Source organism: Methanobacterium congolense (assembly GCF_900095295.1).
GTDB lineage: Archaea > Methanobacteriota > Methanobacteria > Methanobacteriales > Methanobacteriaceae > Methanobacterium_C > Methanobacterium_C congolense.
The window spans coordinates 369,372-389,136 of sequence record NZ_LT607756.1 but is presented as its reverse complement, the minus strand read 5'-3'; the positions used below and the strand labels follow the sequence as shown (position 1 = coordinate 389,136).

Genomic DNA, 19,765 nt, shown 5'->3' with positions numbered 1-19,765 from the left:
TAATAAATGATTCTCAATTTCTATAGTGAATTATATTAGATAAGGTTATGATTTTAACATTGCCTCACTCTGAGGCCATTTTATAAATCGTTTACAACTAAAGGTGATAGTATGGCTAAAGCAAGACGTCGAAGAGTACGTGATACATGGAAAGAAAAACAGTGGTATAAGATAGTAACTCCTAAAGAATTTGGAGATATTGAAATTGGTTCAACCCCTTCAAGAGACCCGGACATGCTCCTTAAAAGGACTGTTGAGGCAACCATGAGGGAGCTTGCAGGTGACTTCAGCAAGCAGTACGTAAAACTCGCATTCCAGGTGAACAACGTTGCAGGTGACACAGCAAACACCAAGTTCATAGGACACAAGGTTACAACCGACTACGTAAGAAGTATGATACGCAGGGGAACAAGTAGAATAGACACAATAACCAACGTCACAACCAAGGACGGACAGACCTTCAAGGTTCACATCCTGGCAATAACCATCAAAAGGGCTAAATCTTCCCAGCAGAAATTCATAAGGGAAACCATGGAAAAACTGATTCAAGATGCAGCTGTAGACAGATCATTCCCTGACTTCATTGAAGGAGTTGTATCTGGTAAGGTAGCATCCCACATCTACCACGAGGCAAAGAAGATCTACCCACTAAAACGTGTTGAAATCATTAAAACCAGGGTAGTCGAATAAGCCCTGAAAATCTTTGATCTGGGAGATAGATGATAAATCTTGAATATGTGGTCCTGATTTTGGTCGTAGGGCTTGTAACTTATGTTAGAAAGGCCCTTGATCTATTTGGATCCATCTTCATGGTTGTCATGGGCATAATTATTGTTTTTACCGCCGGTGTAAACTGGCTCATTTTAATATTCATATTCCTGCTTTTAGGACTTTTATTCACCAAATACAAGCACGGTTACAAGAAGGAAATGGGCGTTTACGAGGGTACAAGAACCCTTAAAAACGTTATTTCCAACGGCATAGTTGCCTTTGTAATGGCTGCATTTGGAAACTACGCAGGATTTATAGGTTCAATTGCAACAGCAACAGCCGATACAATGGCGAGTGAAGTTGGAGTAGTTGAAAAGGATGCAATACTCATAACCACCCTTAAAAAGGTTCCTTCAGGGACAGATGGTGGAGTAACGGTTATTGGAACTGCAGCTGGAATAATGGGTGCGGGTATCATTGGAGTTTCTGCGTACCTCCTGGGAGTTTACCCAGACATATTCCAGACCTTGAAAATATCAATAATCGCAGGTACAGCTGGATGCTTCGTTGACAGCATCCTTGGAGCTGTATTTGAAAGGAGAAAATATCTCTCCAATGAATACGTGAATCTTATAGCTACCATAACAGGAGCAGCATTAGGTATCATCATGGTTTAGGTGATAATCGTGAAAGGAATCATAATGATAATGGATGGGATGGCAGACCGTCCCATAAAGGAACTTGGATATAAAACACCCCTTGAAACTGCAAAAACCCCAAACATGGACAAAATGGCCAAAATAGGGATATGTGGACTGATGGATCCCATAAAACCAGGTATAAGAGCTGGAAGTGATACATCACACATATCCATACTTGGATACGACCCATACACTGTTTACACGGGAAGAGGACCCTTTGAAGCTGCAGGAGTTGGTGTGGACGTGCTTCCAGGTGACATAGCCTTCAGGTGCAACTTCTCAACTGCAGATGAAAATGGTATCATCACAGATAGACGTGCTGGAAGAATAAGGGAAGGAACAGATAAAATAGCTGAAACCATAAACTCCATGGAACTTGAGGAAGGTGTTGAAGTTATATTCAAGGAATCCACAGGTCACAGAGCTGTTCTTGTATTGAGAGGTGAGGGTTTATCTGACAAGATCTCAGATGCAGACCCAAAACATGAGGGCAAAGCTCCTAAGGAGGTTGTTCCACTTGAAGAGACTGCTGAAGCCAGGAAAACTGCAGAACTCCTGAATAAGTTCATCCAGAAATCTCACAAACTACTGAAAGATCATCCAGTGAACCTCAAGAGAATTGAAGAGGGGGAGAACCCAGCAAACATAATCATACCAAGGGGTGCCGGTGCAGTGCCCCATGTACAGCCCTTTGGTGAGAAGTATGGGTTAAAACCTGTTTGTATAGCAGAAACTGGACTTATAAAGGGTATTGGAAAGATCGCAGGTATGGATCTCGTTGATATTGACGGTGCAACCGGTGGTATCGACACCAACCTTGAGAACATCCAGGACGGAATACTCGAAACCGCCTCAAAGGACTACGATTTCCTCCTCATTAACGTGGACGGTGCAGATGAAGCTGGACACGACGGTCAGATGGAAGAGAAGGTTAAATTCATTGAAAAAGCAGATTCCATAGTTGGAGAGATCATGAAACTGGAAGATGTTTACTACATACTAACAGCAGACCATTCCACCCCAATATCAGTTATGGACCACACAGGAGACCCTGTTCCAATCGTTATAAAGGGCCCTGAGGTAAGGGTGGATGATGTGGAAGAGTTCAACGAACGATCCGTAACAAGGGGAGGATTGTGCAGAATAAGGGGAAACAATATCATGGATATTTTAATGGACCTCATGAACAGATCCACCAAATTTGGAGCCTGAGGTGAGAAGATGGCTTCAAATATCCAGGAACAGCTAACCCCAAAACTCTTTGGAACATCAGGTATACGAGGTAAACTCGGCGAAAATATAACCCTTGAACTTGCACTGGACGTTGGAATGGCAGTTTCCACCTACATCGGTGGAAATGGATCCAAAGTTGTGATAGGTTACGACACACGAACATCCAATGAAATGATTGAAAGTGCAGTTGTTGCAGGACTTCTCCAGGGAGGCTGTGATGTGCTGCGTCTCAACATGGTACCAACACCCCTGGTGGGATACGCTGCAATGAAGCTGGGTGCAGATGCGGGTATAATGATAACAGCATCACACAACCCCCCAGAGTACAATGGAATCAAAGTCTGGAACCCCGACGGCATGGCATATCGCCAGGATCAGGAAAGAGAAATAGAAAGAATAATCCATGAAAAAACCTTTAAAAAGGTTTCATGGGAGGATGTGGGAAAGATCCAGGACGTATCCTACCTAAAAGAGGAGTACATAAATGATCTGCTGGGTCACGTTGATATAAAACCGGGTATCAAGGTTGTTGTTGACTGTGCAAACGGTGCAGCATCCCATCTTTCACCACTCATACTGAGAAAGGCAGGCTGTTCAGTTGTAACCCTTAACTCACAGCCCGATGGATTTTTCCCAGGTAGAATGCCCGAACCTTCAGCCCAGAACCTTCAAGAACTCATGAAGGTTGTTAAGGCCACAGGTGCAGATATTGGAATTGCACACGATGGTGATGCAGACCGCATGATCGCAGTGGATGAGAAGGGACGTATCTCTGACTTTGACAAATTATTAGCCCTTATATGCTATGAAAGAGGTGGCAAGGTTGTTACAACTGTTGACGCATCCATCTGTACAGACCGTTGCATGGATAAGATTGGTGGAGAAGTTGTAAGAACTAAGGTGGGTGATGTTCACGTTGCAGAGACGGTTGAAGCTGAAAAAGCAACCTTTGGAGGGGAACCTTCAGGTACATGGATACACCCTGACTTCTGCATGTGCCCAGACGGCATATTATCAGCACTGCGCATCATAGAGATCGTTCAAAAACATGGTGCCCTTTCAGAGCTTCTTGATTCGGTTCCAAGTTATCCCACCATCAGGGACAAGGTGAACTGTGACAGCAGCAAGAAAAATGTCATAATGAAGAACGTGGAAACTGAACTTTCAAAGCTCTTCAACGATGTCCAAGATGTTAACCGCATAGATGGTGTAAGAATTTCAATGAATGATGGAAGCTGGGTTCTTGTGAGACCCTCGGGTACAGAAGCTTACATCAGGATCACCCTTGAGGCAGTTGATGAAGCTCGGGCAACCTCAATCAGAGATAAATGCAGGGAATTTATAGGGGAGTTTTTATGAAGGCAGTTCTACTCACGGCAGGGGAAGGCACAAGGATGCGGCCCCTGACCATCACAAGGCCAAAAACCATGTTGAAGGTAGGTGGAAAACCCATACTCCAGTACAATGTAGAGGCACTGGTGGATGCTGGTGTGGATGAGGTAACCATGGTGGTTGGGTACCATGAAGAGGTTATTAAAAGCCACTTTGGAGACGGATCCAAACTGGGAATTAAGATAAACTACATAACCCAGGAGGAAAGACTGGGAACAGGCCATGCAATAGGTCAGGCATCAAAGAGTTTTGAAGAAGAATTCCTAGTCTTGAATGGAGACATACTGGTTGAACCACAGCTTTTAAGGGATCTTGTAGAACGCTACAACCAAGGTGATGCAGATTCCATTTTAGCTTTAACAGAGGTTGATGATCCATCATCATTTGGAGTTGTTGAACTTGATGGCGACCTCATCGTGAGAATAGTTGAAAAACCACTCCCTGGAGAGGCACCAAGCAACCTTATAAATGCAGGTATATACCTTTTCAGCCAGGACATCTTCCAGGCCATAGAAAAAACAGGAAAATCCAAGAGGGGAGAATATGAAATAACAGACTCCCTTGAAATCCAGATGTCCCAGAAAAAGAGGGTTGTGGGACTTAAATCAGATTACAAATGGGTGGACGTTGGAAGGCCATGGGAACTTCTGGATGCAAACGAGTACTTCTTAAAGGACCTTGAAACACATATAGAAGGTGAAGTTGAAGAGGGAGCAACCCTACACGGCCCGGTGTTCCTTGGAAAGGGTAGCATCATAAGGTCTGGATCCTACATCATGGGACCTGTTTACATCGGAGAGAACTGTGATATCGGTCCGAACAACTACCTGAGAAAACACACGTGCATCTGCAACGATGTAAGTGTAGGAAATGCCGTTGAAATCAAAAATTCAATCATAATGGACGGTACAAATGTTAACCATCTTTCATACGTTGGAGATTCCATAATCGGTGCCAACTGTAACGTTGCAGCAGGCACTAACATTGCAAATCTCAGATTTGACGACGGACACGTTAAGGTCATGGTCAAGGGAGCTAAAATTGACTCTGGAAGACGTAAATTTGGAGTGGTCTTTGGGGACGGTGTTAAAACCGGTATAAACTCCAGCTTCAACCCAGGGGTTAAGGTGGGTGTGAACTCCCGCATAGGATCCGGGGCAATAATCTACAGTGATGTGGGCTCAAACAAGATAGTTTTACCCCGCCAGGACCATGATGTTCTTGAGTACAAGGGATGAAACCATTAATCCATGTTTTTTTAAATTTTAATTCCATGAAAATCCAATTTCCAAAATCACCATTTTAAAATCACCATTTTTAAAATTTTTTAGAAAAATATTTTATTAGAATTTAAAATAATTAAAAACCATTTTAAAAAAAATAATTCGTTTTTATAAAAATATTTTTTCCAGCCAAAATCTTATTTTATAGTAAATTAAAAAGGTAACTATTATCAATATAAAAGTAACCTTTATCAAACTTTAAAAGGGAAATGGAAATGATTCATAGAAGTGTTAAAATATTTGAAGGCGCAATAGTAACCAAAAACGTTGAAATAGATGAAAAATCATCAATATGGTTCAACGCAGTTCTCCGAGGAGATATAGAACCAATAAAAATTGGAAAATCTTCCAATGTTCAGGATAACTGTGTACTCCACTCTTCAGCGGATCATCCCCTGGAAGTTGGGGATTTCGTTTCTGTGGGACACTCAGCTGTGCTCCACGGCTGCAAAGTTGAAGAAAACTCCCTCATAGGTATGAACGCCACAGTGCTCAACGGTGCGGTTATCAGGAAAAACAGCATAGTGGGTGCAAGTGCCCTGGTTACAGAGGGCCGTGAATTTCCAGAGGGCAGTCTGATACTGGGTGTGCCTGCAAAGGCTGTTCGAAAGCTCAGTGAAGAGGAAATAAACGGAATTAAGGATAACGCTGTTCACTACTTTGAAATGGCAGGATCCTCATTCTATGATTGATGATTCGAATTAAAATTAAGAAAATTAAAGCTAATCAAGATTTAAATTAAATTTTAATGATGAAATTTTTAACGATGGAAATTTCGAGTTAGGATTAGATGTTGAAGTTGATTTGAAGTTTTACTTATGATTTATGGAGTGATGCATATGATTAAACCACGAAAAGTTGTGGAAGAGCTTGACCCTTACGTTCCAGGAAGATCTATCGATGAGATAGCATCTGAGTATGGTGTTGAACTTGATAAGATAATAAAACTTGGATCCAATGAGAACCCAATGGGACCCTCACCACAGGCAGTTAAGGCCATTGTTGAGAACCTGAACCTAATAAACCAGTACCCTGAATCAGATCTGCAGGGGTTGGTCAGTGAAATAGCAGAGTACTCTGGTGTTTCACCTGAAAACATCATCGCAGGTGGAGATGGTGCTGATGAAATCCTGGATGTTCTTGGTAAGACATTCATGGATGAGGGAGATGAATTCATTGTACCTTTACCTTCCTACATGTACTACGAGTTCACACTGAAGATCCATGGTGGAGTGCCTGTCTACGCAAGGTGGGACATTGAGAAGAACCTCCTTGATGTGGATTCTGTTCTTGAGGCAATCACCCCCAGAACCAAGTTCATATTCCTGTGCACACCCAACAACCCCACAGGCGGACTCATAGCCAAGGAAGATATTGAGAGGATCCTCGAAGCAACAGAGGCCATAGTTGTTGTGGATGAGGCCTACTTCGAATTCTCAGAGGTGAACAACGTTGACCTCCTCAAGGATCACCCCAACCTCTTCATACTTCGAACCTTCTCAAAGGTCATGGGGCTTGCAGGTATGAGAATAGGCTACGGAATAGCCAGTCCAGATATAATAGAGTACATGTACCGGGTTAAACCAGTGTTCAGCATCACCAAACTTTCACAGATCGCTGCAAGGGCCACATTAAATGATGAAGAGTACATAAGAGAATCCACTAAGCTCAGCATTGCAAGCAGAGAATACCTCTACCAAGAGATATCCAAGTTCAAAACCTTGAGGGTTTTTCCATCCAAATCCAACTACATGCTGGTTGATGTGCATGAAACAGGTATGAAAGCCAAGGATCTGACAACAGAACTCATGAAAAGGGGAGTTATTGTCAGGGACTGTACTTCTTTCAAGGGTCTTGATGAGTACTGGATAAGGGTTAGTGTTGGAACCATGGAAGAGGATGAAAGGTTCATAGGGATACTTAAGGAAGTAGTTGAGTAAGGTCTGAGAATATGCCAGCAGGTTCAGGTGAGATTGAAATAGGCAGCATCCTTGTATCCTCAATTGAGTATCCCGGAAACCTGTCTCTGGTTGTTTTCACAGCAGGATGCATGTTATGCTGCCCCTACTGTCACAACCCCGACCTCTTGGAGGGGGGAGAAACTGTAAAAACCAGTGATGTACTCAAAAAGATCGATGAATCCCTTGATTTTATTGACAGCCTCGTTGTAACAGGGGGAGAACCCCTGATGCAGTACAATGAGGTTTTGAAGATCATCAAACACGGAAAATCCCGGGGTTTGAAGGTTAAACTTGATACAAATGGTTGCTTAAGTGACAGGCTTCGTGAAGTTCTTGAATGGGTTGACTACGTTGCACTGGATGTTAAAGCACCATTCAACAAGTACAAAGATGTTATTGGAGATGATATAAGTCAGAAGGTCAAGGAGAGCCTGAAGATCTGCCGTGAACAGCCTGATCTCTGGCTTGAATGCAGAACAACCTACGTCCCAGGACTTCTGAGTCCTGATGATGTTGTGGATATTGCAAGGAACCTTGACTGCGATGAGTACAGCATACAGCAATTCAGTAACAAGGTCGTCCTTGATGCCAGACTTGAAGAAACCCCTAACCCAACCCGCACCCAGCTCATGGAAATTGCTGAGAAGGTGAAACCCTACCTGAAGAGGGTTAAAATAAAAACATCTGAATTTGGTGATGAAGTCGTTGATTGATGAATGATTCCCTTTTAAAATGTTCAGATTTGAATCTTTTGTACTCTTAATCCCGTATTCTTAACGTTAATATTTGTTCATAATGTTAATCATGAATTGGAGGGTTTAAAATACCAATTTTACTATTTGGAAGTCGTCACGTTGAACTTATAACTGGAAAGAAGACAACAACCATCAGGAAGCTCTGGAAAAAACCATTGAAGCCCGGTGATAGACTGCACTGTTACTGGAACCTGGTTTCCAAGGAGCGCAGAAAGCTTTTTGAAGCTGAGGTCACTGATGTGGAGGTTGTGAAGTTCAAGGATCTGATAATCAATGATTCCCTTGCCCATGAAGAAGGTTTTGAGAGTGCAGCAGAACTTGAAGCAGATTTCAGAAGAACCTACCCTGACGACACCGCAGATGGATCCCTCTTCCAGGTTATACGCTTTAAAAAACTCCCAGTAGATGAGTGGGAAGGTAAAAAAATAGATGAAAAAGCCATGATAACCAAAAGGGCTGATCTGCTTTTTGATGTGGGTAAGTTCAACAAATCTGTTGTGTGTTACACTGCAGCACTGAAGATAGACCCTGATGATGTTTACCTCCTTAACAAGAAGGGGGATAACCTTTCAAGACTTGGAAAATTCCAGGAGGCCATAGAATGCTACGACAAGGCCCTGGAGATCGATCAAACCAACGAGTTCATACTGAACAACAAAGCCATAGCCCTTTTAAACTCCAACAAACCTGAAGATGCATTGAAAGCCAATGACATGGCCATGGGAATTGATGCGGAAAATGTTGTGGTTCTCTACTGGAGGGGTTTCATCCTGGAGATGCTTGGAGATTTCCAAGGGGCACTTGAGTGTTACAACAAAATAATAAAGTTGAACCCTGAGGATCCTGAGGTCTGGAATGCCAAGGGAAACATACTATCCGAAATGAACAGAACGGAGGAAGCCCTTGAATCCTACGATAAAGCCCTGGAACTCTGTCTGGATGAGGAACCCGACGCTTCAACCTGGAACCGTAAGGGAAATGCCCTCCTGGAACTTGGACGTTTACCTGAAGCTGTGGAATGCTACAGTGAAGCACTGAAACTAGACCCTAAAAATGATGTGATCCTCAGCAACAAGGGCGTTGCCCTCATGGAGCTTGAAAGATTCCGTGAAGCTGTGGAATGCTTCAGAAAAGCAGTGCTCCTTAACCCAACCAACGATGATGCCAAAATACTGAGGGATGAATGTCTGGAGAACCTTTGAGTCTTTTGAAGGTTTTTGTATATTAACAATCAACGTAAAAATGGTTCAAACCTTGATGTTGAATCCCAGATCAACTTCACTTGCAGGTTTACCTCCCCTGATTCCCCAGTTCTCCAGAGGAGGTTCCAGTAACACTATCACAATATCATTTCCATCGATACCTGGATTTTCAGATAGTTTATCAGTTATTAACCTGTAAAGTTCTTTTTTAGCTTCAATGGATCGTCCACGGAACATGGTTATCTCAATTAATGTCACATTATCTGTTTTGTTTTCTGGAAATTCGAAGCTGGCTTTATCCAGTTCGTATAGCCTTTGAAATCTGTCAGAATCAGGAATTTTTATTGATTCCACCAGTGCATCATGAACACCATCCATCAACGCCTTTTTATATGCTTCTGATTTTCCTTCTACAATCTCTACTTTAACGAGTGGACACATTTTTCTTAACCTCTGTTTATTCAATGAATATCAACCAAACAACTATTTAAATGATGAGTTTCCCACAGGCATTGTGTTTTTAGATGGGACAATTAAATTTATTTAATAGGTAGATTTATTTCTCATTTCAAGTAGTATCAAGGATATATACTTGAGAAAGACTTAGAGGATATGAAGTTCATAACAATTTTTTAATCGTTTTAACTCCTTTATATAGGCACAAAATTTATTAGTATAGCCCTACATATTATTACTTAACATAAAAGGGGTTAATATTGTGAATGAGAAGGTTAAACCCAACAATCAGACTTTAAAACCCGTTGATGATAAAAGCCAGAAATGGATTAAGAGGCTTACCATCCTTGTAGCAATATGGGGAGTTTTGAATCTTTTATTTTCATCTATGGTATTTGGAGTAATTTTTATCCTCTTTGCAGTGTTGATTCGTGTATCCAGAAATTTTATGGCCATATATGCACTTGGAGTCATTTTGTGGATTTTAGCAGCAATACAATTATTAAATGCAACAGGATTTATCAATCTGGGATTTACAGAAGGTGCAGCTCAAGGAACTGAATTGATTCTAGTTGCAATTGCCAACTTTGCAGTTGGAGGATTGATTATTTACAGAACAAAGAAATTATCCGATTAGGAATATCAATCATCTATTTTTCTTCATTTGAACATTGAATTTACTTTTAAATAGGTTATTTCTTCAAGGTTCTGGAATCTGAACTCACGATCTCGTGGATTTTGATGTGCAGATAACACCGGAATCATTTAATGAAAAACAAAAAGATATTAAAAAACCTGAAAAAATCCCATAACTGGATGAAAAACCAGTACAGTGCTTGATAGGACTGTGAACTGGGTTAAAATTGCCCAAGATTTATTGATCCCCCAGAAAAGAATGATCGATCTTAGGGAATATAAAACACGACAAATAAGTGTTGTAAAGGTCTTAAAATGGAATTTAATCACATTGCGAGCTTCCTCAAAATATAAGTTATAGTAGTAATAAATATTAATAACATGACTGATTGGGGGTGAGAGTAGTGACTTGGGTGAACTACCTTCTTTACCTTATAGGTATAGTGGTATTAATAATGGGAATTATGGCATTTGCCAACAAACCAATAGAGTACACTCCAAAGGAACCAGCTTGGCACGCAGCAGTAAAAGTCATATTCGGAATTATAATCCTCTACCTTGGATACATTGTTGTCTAAGGCAGCTCAAAGATGAGTTATCTCCAAACTAGAGTTTCTATTGGTTTTTTTCTTTTTTTTATTTTCTCTTATTTTCTTATAAAGAGTAGGGAGGAGGATTTATTGTGACGAACTGGAAAATAGATAAAGATGTGCAGGTTTTAATTATAGGTGGCATATTCTTGCTTGTATTGGCTTATTTATGGTTACAAAGTGGACAAAAACTGCAAATTTTACTTTTAGGTGGAACCATAATAATCATACTCGCTACAATCTGGGCATTCGGTGGAAAAAAAATTTCCATGAAGAGCCACCATAAAATACAGGTTGTAGGCCTTTTAGGATTGACTTCAGTAGCTATAATTGCTTTAATTTTGGCCATATTGTATCATCAAGAGGAAAAGATTACCACTGCCATTATAGCAATTGCAAGTACCGCTGTAGGTGGAATAGCCGGTTTTCTCACCCATAAAACAACTTTACCAAATAGAACTGTACTCCTTCCAATTTCTGATCAGACCATAATTGCAGGTAACGAATTAAAATTTAATGTAAACGGTCAAAGCAGCGCCAACTACAACCTAAAATACACCATGACAAGCACACCCGCATTGCCGGATACTGCAAAACTAAATGAACTCAGTGGAGAATTCAAATTCACGCCCCCCGCAGACGCAGAGGCCAATACATATAATGTGATATTTACTGTAACAGATGGTCAAGGAACATCAGACTCAAGGAGTGTGAAGATTATAGTGGTACCAAAGCCCAATCAAGGCCCTTCAAAATAGTTAAGATTTCTGTGCTTACTTCCTATTTTTGGAATTAATTTTTCCTATAAAATTGATGTTTCAATTGAAAAGGAATAATTTGAATAAAGTTAGGGATATTAAAACCATTTGATAACAGTTAATGCGACGTCCGGGATTTGAACCCGGGTCGTAGGCTTGGGAAGCCCAAATCTTAACCAGGCTGGACTAACGCCGCTAATTATGATGTTCAGTTATTCTTATTTAAATTTTTATGGTTTGAGCAATTAAACTCTTGAATATTTCCTAATTACTTGTGCATGTCGCATTAGTATTACCCATATTTGGAAGTTTTACAAAAAAGATCCTGCTTAAAAGTAAATAACACTAGAATTAGATTTAAAAAATGGAACACACTTTTTTAGAGTACATAATGTTCATTAACACGTATAAATTGAAAATAAGTTTCGACGAGAAGTTTTCACTCAAATTTCCAATCCATTTTACTTCGTTAAATCTAGCTATAACGCAGTAACCCTTCAATCACACATCCTCATTCTATCTAAAAAATGCAAAACTTGGAAAGTTGAAGAAATCGACCTAAATTGATCGGTACATATAGGCCGTACCTATAAAAATAAAGAAGAAATTGTTTAAAGAAAATTATACGTTCCCACCGAGTTAATATCCACAAGAGTCCACTGCAGTCTGTAAAAAAAAGAATGATGAATCCTATTGAGAGGAGTCACAATGCCCTCCACAAAGTTTGAAACTAATCCCGCCTGTTACCTAACTCACATGTATTTTTACAGTAGAATTACTTGGGCTTAGTTTACTCCGTTCATTTCCACCATAGGTTACCATCAGTACATAGTCACCCTGTTCAAACTGGATCTTTGGGGTTGTAGCCGTGCCAAATAGATTGGTCATTTTTCGGGTGTGGTAGTACTCTATTTTATTGGATTCATCTGGATTTAATTTATAGATATAAAAATCCAGGTAACGAATACACTTACTATCGGCACCTTCATACAAACTTGCTTTAAATTGTAATATATTGTTGTATTTAGTGATGTTGTACTGTTCCAAATCATTACCATATTGATCAGATACATGTATCGTAGTTTTAATATAATCTGCAGCACATATGGGCTGTAAAGCTGTAGCTAATACCAAAAACGTGACAAACAACCCAAGATATTTCATATTCATACTCTAATCCCTCCAAACCTAATTTACATGTATTTTTACAGTAGAATTGCTCGGGCTTAGTTTCCACAGGTTGTTTCCGCCATATCTTACGAGAAGTATGTAGTCACCGGATTTAAAAGTGATGTCAGGTGTTGTAGCCGTGCCATAACCATTGGTCAGTTTTTTGGTATTATAATATGGCAGTATATCATGTCCATCGGGAGTTACTTTAAAAACATAGAACTCCAGATTACGTAAACCTAAACTGTCCACCTCAGTTGTGCTAACGTCATATAAAGTTGCTTTAAACTTCTCTACAGTATAATTGAGATTGTATTGTTTCTGATAATTACCATCATGATCAGATATGTATATTTTAGTTTGGTGTGTTGCACATATGGGCTGTACTGATGTGGCCAGTATCAAAAACATTGCAAACAAGCCGAGATACTTTATTTTCATAACTTAATCCCCCAACGGTTCCCTCAACTCACATGTATTTTTACCTTAGTCATACATGAGTCTTGCAGCAACCTTCTGCTTCCTTCATATTTTATTATGAATATATAGTCCCCTGGTTCAAACTGGATCTTTGGGGTTGTAACAATACCATTCCAGTTTGTCGATTTGTGATCATGATAATATAAGCTGATATCAAGTCCATTTGCATCTGATTCATTTGTAATTACTTTATAAATATCTAAATCCAAATCTTGCCAGGCTGTACCTTCCTTTTTAATACCCTCGTCCCATAAATTTACCTCGTACCATAAAGTTACGTTAAACATCTCATCAGTATTACAAGGGAAATTAAATTGACTTTGACAATGACCATACTGATCAGTTACATTTATCCCCGTTGGCGTCCAATCCGGATAATCTCCGGCATATATGGGCTGTACTGCTATGGCCAGTACTAAAAAAGTGGCAAAGAGCCCCAAATATTTCACTTTCATTCTAATCCCTCCAACAGTTACCCCTAACTCACATGTATTTTTACACTGGCATCACTTGGGCTTAGTCTATCCTTCTTGTTTCCTCCATAGCTTACTATGAGTACATAATCACCTGGTTCAAACCGGATATTGGCTGTTTCAACCACACCACGCCAATTTGTCATTTTTCGGTCGTGGTAGTACAGTACTGGATTTGATCCATCTGTAGTTACTTTATAAAGATCAAAAACAACCCAACGCCAAGCTAAAGGTACTATCTCAATATCAGTGGGATCCTTACCAAAGTAATAGGTAAATAAAGCTGATTTAAACTTCTCTTCAGTAGAACTATTAAGATTAAACTGATTTGCATAGTTACCATACTGATCAGATACATTTATTCCAGTTTTATAATACTCAATTGGATCTGCTGCGCATATGGGCTGTAAAGCTGTAGCTAATATCAAAAACGTGACAAACAGGCCAAAATATTTCACTTTCATTCTAATCCCCCCACATATTAACATGCATCTTAGTACTATTACTACAATGGTACCCCAAAGTATATATAGTTTACTTTTTACTTTTTAAATTTTCAGTGAAAAATTTTCTTCAGAAGTATTGTAACGCCCATCGTTTATGGAAAAATATGGTTTTATCATGCATTCAGTGAATTGAGCGATTATAACGTTTTATTTAAAAAAAGTATTGTATCAATTTATTATAGGCCTGAACTAAGACATATATAACCTTTTTAATGGGGCAAAGGATTCAAATTAGGGTTCTAGAAAAAAATAGTCAAGTTAGATCGTTAGGGTACCACATGTAACACATCATTTGGACAAGTTTCTCAATTTTCTGAATTTACTTTTAAAAAATAAATTTCCTAGGATCCAGAAACTTCACCTCATGCCACAGATTCCATCATATTCCAACTCAATCTTTAATCCTCAAAAACCTTGAGTTGAATGCAACTATGATGGTACTTGCAGACATGAGTATGGCTCCTGCTGCAGGTGTTAAGAGAATTCCATAACCATAAAGAACTCCTGCTGCAATTGGTATTGCAAAAACGTTGTACCCTGCTCCCCATGCAAGATTCTGGAGCATCTTACTGTAGGTGGACCTTGCAAGTTTTACAGTGTAAACAACATCGAGTGGGTTGCTTCGGACAAGTACAACATCCCCTGCTTCAATGGCAACGTCGGTACCTGCCCCAATTGCAATACCAACATCTGCCTGTGCAAGTGCAGGGGCATCGTTGATACCGTCACCAGTCATTGCAACAACTGCGCCTGCAGATTGGATTTCTCGGATTTTTTCTGCCTTTTCATGGGGTAACACTTCTGCGTAGTATTTATCAAGTCCAATTTCATTTGAAACCCACTCTGCAACCTCTTTTTTATCCCCAGTAATCATTATACAACGAATTCCCATTTCTTTGAGCTTCTTTATGGCTTTCTTCGATTCTCCCCTTATAACATCTGCAAGTGCAACTGCACCAATAACTTCTCCTTCAACAACCACAAAAACAATGGTTTTGCCCTGAAGGGAGAGTTCATCTAGCTTTTCATTTGAAGCTTCAGCACTATGTTCAGTTAAAAATCCAGGGCTCACCACTTCAACGTGTTTTCCATTGATCCTGCCCTGGACACCTTTTCCAGGGATGGATCTGAAGTCATGAACCTCATAGGTTTTCACTGCAGTTTTTGCAAATCCCCTGGCAATTGGATGCTCAGAATAGGATTCAAGGGAGGCAGAGTAGTTTAAAACATCATCTTCATCATGATCAGGACTTAAGGTAACAACATCAGTTATACCGAACCTTCCCTCGGTAAGTGTACCTGTTTTATCGAAGATCACAGCATCGATGTTTCGTGACCTTTCAAATGAGGCACGGTTTCTTATTAAAAGTCCGTTTTTGGCAGATAATGCTGTTGAAACTGAAACTACCAGAGGTACTGCGAGTCCCAGTGCATGGGGGCATGTGATAACCATTACAGTCACAGCCCTCTCAAGTGCAAATTCAAAACCAAAATTCGTGGCCAGTAACCATGCTAAAAGTGTTAAAAATCCTCCAGTGAGAGCCAGTACAGTGAGTGCCGTTGCAAAACGATCCGCAAGGTTTTGAGTCTTCGATTTACTTGCCTGTGCTTCCTCTACAAGATCTATAACCTGGGACAGAAAGGAATCCTTTCCTGTTTTCCTGATTTCCACTGTGATTGATCCCTCTCCATTGATGGATCCACCTATGACCTCAGCACCAGTTTCCTTAAAAACAGGGTCGGATTCACCTGTGAGCATGGATTCATCCATGGAAGTGGTTCCTCCTATAACTTCACCGTCTGCAGGGACCTTCTCACCGGGTTTGATCATCACCCTGTCTCCCAAGGTCAGATCATCCAGAGAAACGTCCCACACATTTCCATCAGGCATTAATTTGTGTGCATGTGATGGCATGAGTTTTACAAGTTCTTCAAGGGATCTTGAGGCACCCATAACCGATCTCATCTCAAGCCAGTGCCCCAGAAGCATTATGTCAATCAAGGTTGCAAGTTCCCAGAAAAATACCTCACCTGCAAGGCCAAAGGTAACGGCAGTGCTGTATAAATACGCACTTGTAAGTGCAACAGAGATCAGAGCGTCCATTCCAGGATTTCGAGCTTTGATCTGAGTGAAAAATCCTTTAAAAAAGGGGTAACCCCCATAAAAATAAACTAAGGATGATAAAACAAAAAGAAGGTACATATCCCCTGTAAATCTGATGGAACCACCAAAACCAGATAATTCTTGAATTGTGGGGGATAGAATAAGAATTGGTACCGTGAGAATCAGGGATATCCATAATCGTTTCTTCAAATCCTCAATCATACTGGAATGGATGTGTTCTCCTTCCATCCTATGTTTTTCACTTATTTCATCTCCACAAACAACACATTTACCCCTCTCATGGCTGTAGTGGTCGTGCTTCATTCTCTGATGAGGACCATCATGGTTAATTTTAATCACCCCACAAGTAATGTTAAATTCCCAAAAAAGGATTCCATCCGAATTTAAAGAAAATAAAAGAGTATATAACTAAAAATAAAAAAGTAAAGGGAGACTTTATTCAAGTTCCAGTTTGATGGCTCCAACTCTCGGTGCCAAGAAGTTGTAGAGTAAAGCCACTATTGCTGCGCCAATGAAGGTTAAAATGAACGTCATAATTGGCCAGATTATAATGAGATACAGTGCTCCCATGGCAGTTATGGAACTGGCAACAGAATTTACAACCGCAGTTGTATTGTTGTTCAAACTAATTATAAATGTACTGAGGTTGTACAAAGCTGCATATCCCGCAATAAAATAAATAATTCCCATTATAAAGGACAAAATCGCGGATATCACTGATATTATCACTGAAAAGTCAAATACTGGTATTGATTTTATTTTCTTAATCTCTCCCATATTATCTACCCCCAATGATCTGTTATTATCTATTATGAGGATTATAGAATAAATCATTTTCGATATTATTTTAATAACAAGGGTTAAATCTGAATGATGTTCAACTATCACGTGAGGATGTGCGATTATAACCTGCAAAACCTAAAATAAGATGTAAAGATTTCAGCATAATATCTACTTGTAAAGGGCAAAGTAATACTGTTTTTTTAAATAAAAAGGTTACATTTAACATTTTGAAATAATTTAGCTAAAAATTAAAGGAAAGTGGTAAATGAAATGATCTTAAAGAGTGGAACCTTCCATCCAACGTTTGCACAGAATTCTTTCTAAAAAAAAAATATTTAAACCCCAACAAGACAGTTGGAGTTTAATCCTTCATAGTCAGCATTATTGCTCCAGTTATTATGAGCCATATACCAATCAATGCACCTAAAACCCGGGGGTCAGCTATGAAGATTCCTATGATTATATAGATTATACCTATGATTATGGCTGTTAATCCATTCCATCTGCTGCCACCAGTTTTTGAAATTAATGCCATAATACCTGCAATAATCAGGAATAAGCCTGCAATCCATACCAACAAACCAACCAACCAGCTGAAAAGTCCGGGATTAACTATGAATCCTATACCCAGGAACAGAGCTATAATTCCTAAAATCAGTTCAAGAATTCCTAAACCTGCACTCTCACCCATTTCCATGGTTCCGCTCAGTACAAGACCAATACCCAATATCAGGACAATGAATCCTGTTATTAAGCTAAATGGAATTACTCCCAGTACTGGAAAGGCAAGAACAACCAGGCCCAAAATAATCAAAGTCAGTGCACTAGCCATTTTTTGCATATATATCTACCTCCACACTTTAATTAACTTATTAAATTTTTTTAATAAATTCTAATGTATTAAGTTTGTTGTTTTTTCCTGGAGGGTATGAATATACTGGTAACAAATCCTAAGAAGAATATCAATGCCAGTGCATTGAAGGTCATCTGCATGGCAGAGCTTATTGTTGCATCCACCATTTGGGTGACTTGAGGAACCAGATTTGCAGGTATATCCTGTGGAGCAGTTGTCTGCATCTTTTCAACGTAGCTAAAGAGACTATCCTGAATCTCCGTGGTGGTCATGTTCTCTGCAAGACCAGACGATTGTATAGATGCTGTGAGTCCCCAGAATACTCCAAGTAACAACAGAACCCCAATTAAAGCCGTACCCATGGAGTATCCAAGGTTTTTGAATGCATTTAAGAAGCCAGCAGCATCAGATTCCTGATCTTTTCTGGCTGCAGACATGGTGAGGTTGGTTAGCTGGGACAGCAAGAGGCCAACTCCAACACCGAAGACAACGGTTCCTGGAATGATATCAGCTATCTGGGTGTTGATGTTGAATGTTCCTCCAAGTATCCATGTTCCCATGGCAGATACCAGAAAACCAATCATCATAACGTACTTTGGATCCAATCTAGATGAAAGCTTGGCACCTAAAAGTGAAAACACCATAATAGTGAGGGATGCAGGTAAAAGAGCTACCCCTGTCATGAATGCATTCAGGTGGGTTACCTGCTGGAGAAACACCGGGATTATGAAGAGGAAACCTGCAAGGGGTATCTGCTGCAGTATGGAGTTTAAATTTCCCAGTCCAAAGATACGATTTTTCAGCAGGGATATGTCAGAGAGGGGTTCCAGGCCCTTGTTGATCCTTCTCCTTTGCCATAGTAAAAACACTGCAAACAGGAGGGAACCTGAAACCAGAAGAACAACCACGTAAGCCCAGTACTCAGGTTTTGTTAGGAACAGGATACCTAGAACTATTAAAACAAGGGATACTATGGACAATATGGCCCCCACAACATCCAGATCCTTCCATTCAAGTGTTGGTTGGGATTCTGTAAGGTAGCCCCGGAATATAAGTATTAAAGCAACGAAAAGCAGTTCTGAACCAAATACCAGTCTCCATGACAGGTATGTAGTGAAGATTCCCCCGACTATTGGGCCTATGGCAGCACCCATTGCTGCAATACCTCCCCAAATCCCAAAGGCTGTGATTTTATCTTTACCTTGGTAGCTGGCCCCTACAATAGTTGTGGTGGCAGGAAACATCATTGCAGCACCAATTCCTTCCAGAACTGCCCATCCCAGAAGCAACATGAACGCATTGATACTCAAGGTTGCTATGACAGTTCCAGAAGCATATATGAAAACTCCAGTTAAAAACGTCTTCTTCCTACCAAGAATATCCTGTAATTTACTCCCCAGTAACATGAAAGAAGCAATTATGAGAGCGTATAGCGCAATGATTGATTGAATGATTGACAAAGTTGTATTCAAATCCTTAACAAGTGTTGTGATCGCCACGTTCATTGCAGACGAATCCAAAACAATAATAAATATCGCCATACATGCGATTATCACCACACCCCATTTGTACTGTCCTTCAGCCATGCCCCTCCCCCTTAAGAACTTTTATAACTATAATATGACATTAGCCAGTATTTATTTTTTGGGAAAAAGTATTTCAAAGGATTGGTGAACCTACTGCTAAAAAATCTGTTG

Annotated in this window: 21 protein-coding genes and 1 tRNA gene; 12 read left to right on the top strand and 10 right to left on the bottom strand. The window is 40.0% G+C overall.

Annotated elements, in window-relative coordinates:
* The first annotated feature begins 111 nt into the window (after positions 1 to 111).
* The 9 genes from MCBB_RS01855 (at position 112) to MCBB_RS01815 (ending at position 9,238) form a co-directional block, all read left to right on the top strand.
* On the top strand, positions 112 to 690 hold the full coding sequence (locus MCBB_RS01855; RefSeq protein WP_071906042.1) for a 30S ribosomal protein S3ae: 579 nt from the start codon (positions 112 to 114) through the stop codon (positions 688 to 690).
* A 29-nt stretch (positions 691 to 719) separates the two neighbouring features.
* On the top strand, positions 720 to 1,388 hold the full coding sequence (locus MCBB_RS01850) for a TIGR00297 family protein (RefSeq protein ID WP_071906040.1): 669 nt from the start codon (positions 720 to 722) through the stop codon (positions 1,386 to 1,388).
* A gap of 9 nt (positions 1,389 to 1,397) precedes the next feature.
* On the top strand, positions 1,398 to 2,624 hold the full coding sequence (locus tag MCBB_RS01845; RefSeq protein WP_071906038.1) for a 2,3-bisphosphoglycerate-independent phosphoglycerate mutase: 1,227 nt from the start codon (positions 1,398 to 1,400) through the stop codon (positions 2,622 to 2,624).
* A 9-nt stretch (positions 2,625 to 2,633) separates the two neighbouring features.
* Positions 2,634 to 4,004 carry a phosphoglucosamine mutase gene (glmM, locus tag MCBB_RS01840; protein ID WP_071906036.1) on the top strand — a complete coding sequence of 457 codons (1,371 nt, stop codon included), beginning with the start codon at positions 2,634 to 2,636 and terminating at the stop codon, positions 4,002 to 4,004.
* Positions 4,001 to 5,275 (top strand): bifunctional sugar-1-phosphate nucleotidylyltransferase/acetyltransferase, encoded by a 1,275-nt coding sequence (glmU, locus tag MCBB_RS01835; protein WP_071906034.1) that lies wholly within the window; start codon positions 4,001 to 4,003, stop codon positions 5,273 to 5,275. Before glmM ends, glmU begins: the two co-directional genes overlap by 4 nt.
* A 254-nt stretch (positions 5,276 to 5,529) precedes the next feature.
* Positions 5,530 to 6,012, top strand: coding sequence for a gamma carbonic anhydrase family protein (locus tag MCBB_RS01830; RefSeq protein WP_071906032.1), 483 nt, complete (start codon positions 5,530 to 5,532; stop codon positions 6,010 to 6,012).
* 150 nt (positions 6,013 to 6,162) lie between these two features.
* A complete protein-coding gene (gene hisC / locus MCBB_RS01825) occupies positions 6,163 to 7,260 on the top strand; it encodes a histidinol-phosphate transaminase (protein WP_071907953.1) in 1,098 nt (365 codons plus the stop codon).
* Between the two features lie 11 nt (positions 7,261 to 7,271).
* Positions 7,272 to 7,994 carry an anaerobic ribonucleoside-triphosphate reductase activating protein gene (locus tag MCBB_RS01820; RefSeq protein ID WP_231916382.1) on the top strand — a complete coding sequence of 241 codons (723 nt, stop codon included), beginning with the start codon at positions 7,272 to 7,274 and terminating at the stop codon, positions 7,992 to 7,994.
* A 110-nt stretch (positions 7,995 to 8,104) separates the two neighbouring features.
* The gene (locus MCBB_RS01815) at positions 8,105 to 9,238 is read left to right on the top strand and encodes a tetratricopeptide repeat protein (protein ID WP_071906030.1); all 1,134 of its coding nucleotides are present in this window, start codon (positions 8,105 to 8,107) and stop codon (positions 9,236 to 9,238) included.
* Positions 9,239 to 9,283: 45 nt separating this feature from the next.
* Here the strand turns inward: MCBB_RS01815 and MCBB_RS01810 are convergent, their stop codons facing one another.
* Positions 9,284 to 9,679, bottom strand: coding sequence for a tautomerase family protein (locus MCBB_RS01810; protein WP_071906028.1), 396 nt, complete (start codon positions 9,677 to 9,679; stop codon positions 9,284 to 9,286).
* 277 nt (positions 9,680 to 9,956) lie between these two features.
* On the opposite strand from MCBB_RS01810, the gene MCBB_RS01805 reads away from it, so the two are divergent.
* From MCBB_RS01805 to MCBB_RS01800, 3 genes are all read left to right on the top strand, one after another.
* On the top strand, positions 9,957 to 10,331 hold the full coding sequence (locus tag MCBB_RS01805; RefSeq protein ID WP_071906026.1) for a hypothetical protein: 375 nt from the start codon (positions 9,957 to 9,959) through the stop codon (positions 10,329 to 10,331).
* 403 nt (positions 10,332 to 10,734) lie between these two features.
* Positions 10,735 to 10,908 (top strand): hypothetical protein, encoded by a 174-nt coding sequence (locus MCBB_RS12035; RefSeq protein WP_171899068.1) that lies wholly within the window; start codon positions 10,735 to 10,737, stop codon positions 10,906 to 10,908.
* A 104-nt stretch (positions 10,909 to 11,012) separates the two neighbouring features.
* Positions 11,013 to 11,678 carry a putative Ig domain-containing protein gene (locus MCBB_RS01800; RefSeq protein ID WP_071906024.1) on the top strand — a complete coding sequence of 222 codons (666 nt, stop codon included), beginning with the start codon at positions 11,013 to 11,015 and terminating at the stop codon, positions 11,676 to 11,678.
* A 122-nt stretch (positions 11,679 to 11,800) separates the two neighbouring features.
* Here the strand turns inward: MCBB_RS01800 and MCBB_RS01795 are convergent.
* From MCBB_RS01795 to MCBB_RS01755, 9 genes are all read right to left on the bottom strand, one after another.
* Positions 11,801 to 11,874, bottom strand: a tRNA-Gly gene (locus tag MCBB_RS01795).
* A gap of 551 nt (positions 11,875 to 12,425) precedes the next feature.
* Positions 12,426 to 12,848 (bottom strand): hypothetical protein, encoded by a 423-nt coding sequence (locus MCBB_RS01790; RefSeq protein ID WP_071906022.1) that lies wholly within the window; start codon positions 12,846 to 12,848, stop codon positions 12,426 to 12,428.
* Between the two features lie 18 nt (positions 12,849 to 12,866).
* Positions 12,867 to 13,289 carry a hypothetical protein gene (locus MCBB_RS01785; RefSeq protein WP_071906020.1) on the bottom strand — a complete coding sequence of 141 codons (423 nt, stop codon included), beginning with the start codon at positions 13,287 to 13,289 and terminating at the stop codon, positions 12,867 to 12,869.
* A gap of 23 nt (positions 13,290 to 13,312) precedes the next feature.
* Positions 13,313 to 13,783 (bottom strand): hypothetical protein, encoded by a 471-nt coding sequence (locus MCBB_RS01780; RefSeq protein ID WP_071906017.1) that lies wholly within the window; start codon positions 13,781 to 13,783, stop codon positions 13,313 to 13,315.
* 23 nt (positions 13,784 to 13,806) lie between these two features.
* On the bottom strand, positions 13,807 to 14,265 hold the full coding sequence (locus MCBB_RS01775; protein WP_071906015.1) for a hypothetical protein: 459 nt from the start codon (positions 14,263 to 14,265) through the stop codon (positions 13,807 to 13,809).
* A gap of 433 nt (positions 14,266 to 14,698) precedes the next feature.
* On the bottom strand, positions 14,699 to 16,735 hold the full coding sequence (locus MCBB_RS01770; protein WP_071906013.1) for a copper-translocating P-type ATPase: 2,037 nt from the start codon (positions 16,733 to 16,735) through the stop codon (positions 14,699 to 14,701).
* 132 nt (positions 16,736 to 16,867) lie between these two features.
* Positions 16,868 to 17,209, bottom strand: coding sequence for a DUF3566 domain-containing protein (locus MCBB_RS01765; protein ID WP_071906011.1), 342 nt, complete (start codon positions 17,207 to 17,209; stop codon positions 16,868 to 16,870).
* 367 nt (positions 17,210 to 17,576) lie between these two features.
* Positions 17,577 to 18,056, bottom strand: coding sequence for a DUF308 domain-containing protein (locus tag MCBB_RS01760; RefSeq protein ID WP_071906010.1), 480 nt, complete (start codon positions 18,054 to 18,056; stop codon positions 17,577 to 17,579).
* Between the two features lie 59 nt (positions 18,057 to 18,115).
* On the bottom strand, positions 18,116 to 19,654 hold the full coding sequence (locus tag MCBB_RS01755; protein ID WP_071906009.1) for an MFS transporter: 1,539 nt from the start codon (positions 19,652 to 19,654) through the stop codon (positions 18,116 to 18,118).
* Positions 19,655 to 19,765: the final 111 nt, after the last annotated feature.

Excerpts from the sequence above, each read along its gene's own strand:
- MCBB_RS01855 (WP_071906042.1), top strand. The coding sequence starts at position 112 with ATGGCTAAAGCAAGACGTCGAAGAGTACGTGATACATGGAAAGAAAAA.
- MCBB_RS01850 (WP_071906040.1), top strand. The coding sequence starts at position 720 with ATGATAAATCTTGAATATGTGGTCCTGATTTTGGTCGTAGGGCTTGTA.
- glmM (WP_071906036.1), top strand. The coding sequence starts at position 2,634 with ATGGCTTCAAATATCCAGGAACAGCTAACCCCAAAACTCTTTGGAACA.
- glmU (WP_071906034.1), top strand. The coding sequence starts at position 4,001 with ATGAAGGCAGTTCTACTCACGGCAGGGGAAGGCACAAGGATGCGGCCC.
- MCBB_RS01830 (WP_071906032.1), top strand. The coding sequence starts at position 5,530 with ATGGAAATGATTCATAGAAGTGTTAAAATATTTGAAGGCGCAATAGTA.
- MCBB_RS01820 (WP_231916382.1), top strand. The coding sequence starts at position 7,272 with ATGCCAGCAGGTTCAGGTGAGATTGAAATAGGCAGCATCCTTGTATCC.
- MCBB_RS01810 (WP_071906028.1), bottom strand. The coding sequence starts at position 9,679 with ATGTGTCCACTCGTTAAAGTAGAGATTGTAGAAGGAAAATCAGAAGCA.
- MCBB_RS01790 (WP_071906022.1), bottom strand. The coding sequence starts at position 12,848 with ATGAATATGAAATATCTTGGGTTGTTTGTCACGTTTTTGGTATTAGCT.
- MCBB_RS01785 (WP_071906020.1), bottom strand. The coding sequence starts at position 13,289 with ATGAAAATAAAGTATCTCGGCTTGTTTGCAATGTTTTTGATACTGGCC.
- MCBB_RS01780 (WP_071906017.1), bottom strand. The coding sequence starts at position 13,783 with ATGAAAGTGAAATATTTGGGGCTCTTTGCCACTTTTTTAGTACTGGCC.
- MCBB_RS01775 (WP_071906015.1), bottom strand. The coding sequence starts at position 14,265 with ATGAAAGTGAAATATTTTGGCCTGTTTGTCACGTTTTTGATATTAGCT.
- MCBB_RS01770 (WP_071906013.1), bottom strand. The coding sequence starts at position 16,735 with ATGAAGCACGACCACTACAGCCATGAGAGGGGTAAATGTGTTGTTTGT.
- MCBB_RS01765 (WP_071906011.1), bottom strand. The coding sequence starts at position 17,209 with ATGGGAGAGATTAAGAAAATAAAATCAATACCAGTATTTGACTTTTCA.
- MCBB_RS01760 (WP_071906010.1), bottom strand. The coding sequence starts at position 18,056 with ATGCAAAAAATGGCTAGTGCACTGACTTTGATTATTTTGGGCCTGGTT.
- MCBB_RS01755 (WP_071906009.1), bottom strand. The coding sequence starts at position 19,654 with ATGGCTGAAGGACAGTACAAATGGGGTGTGGTGATAATCGCATGTATG.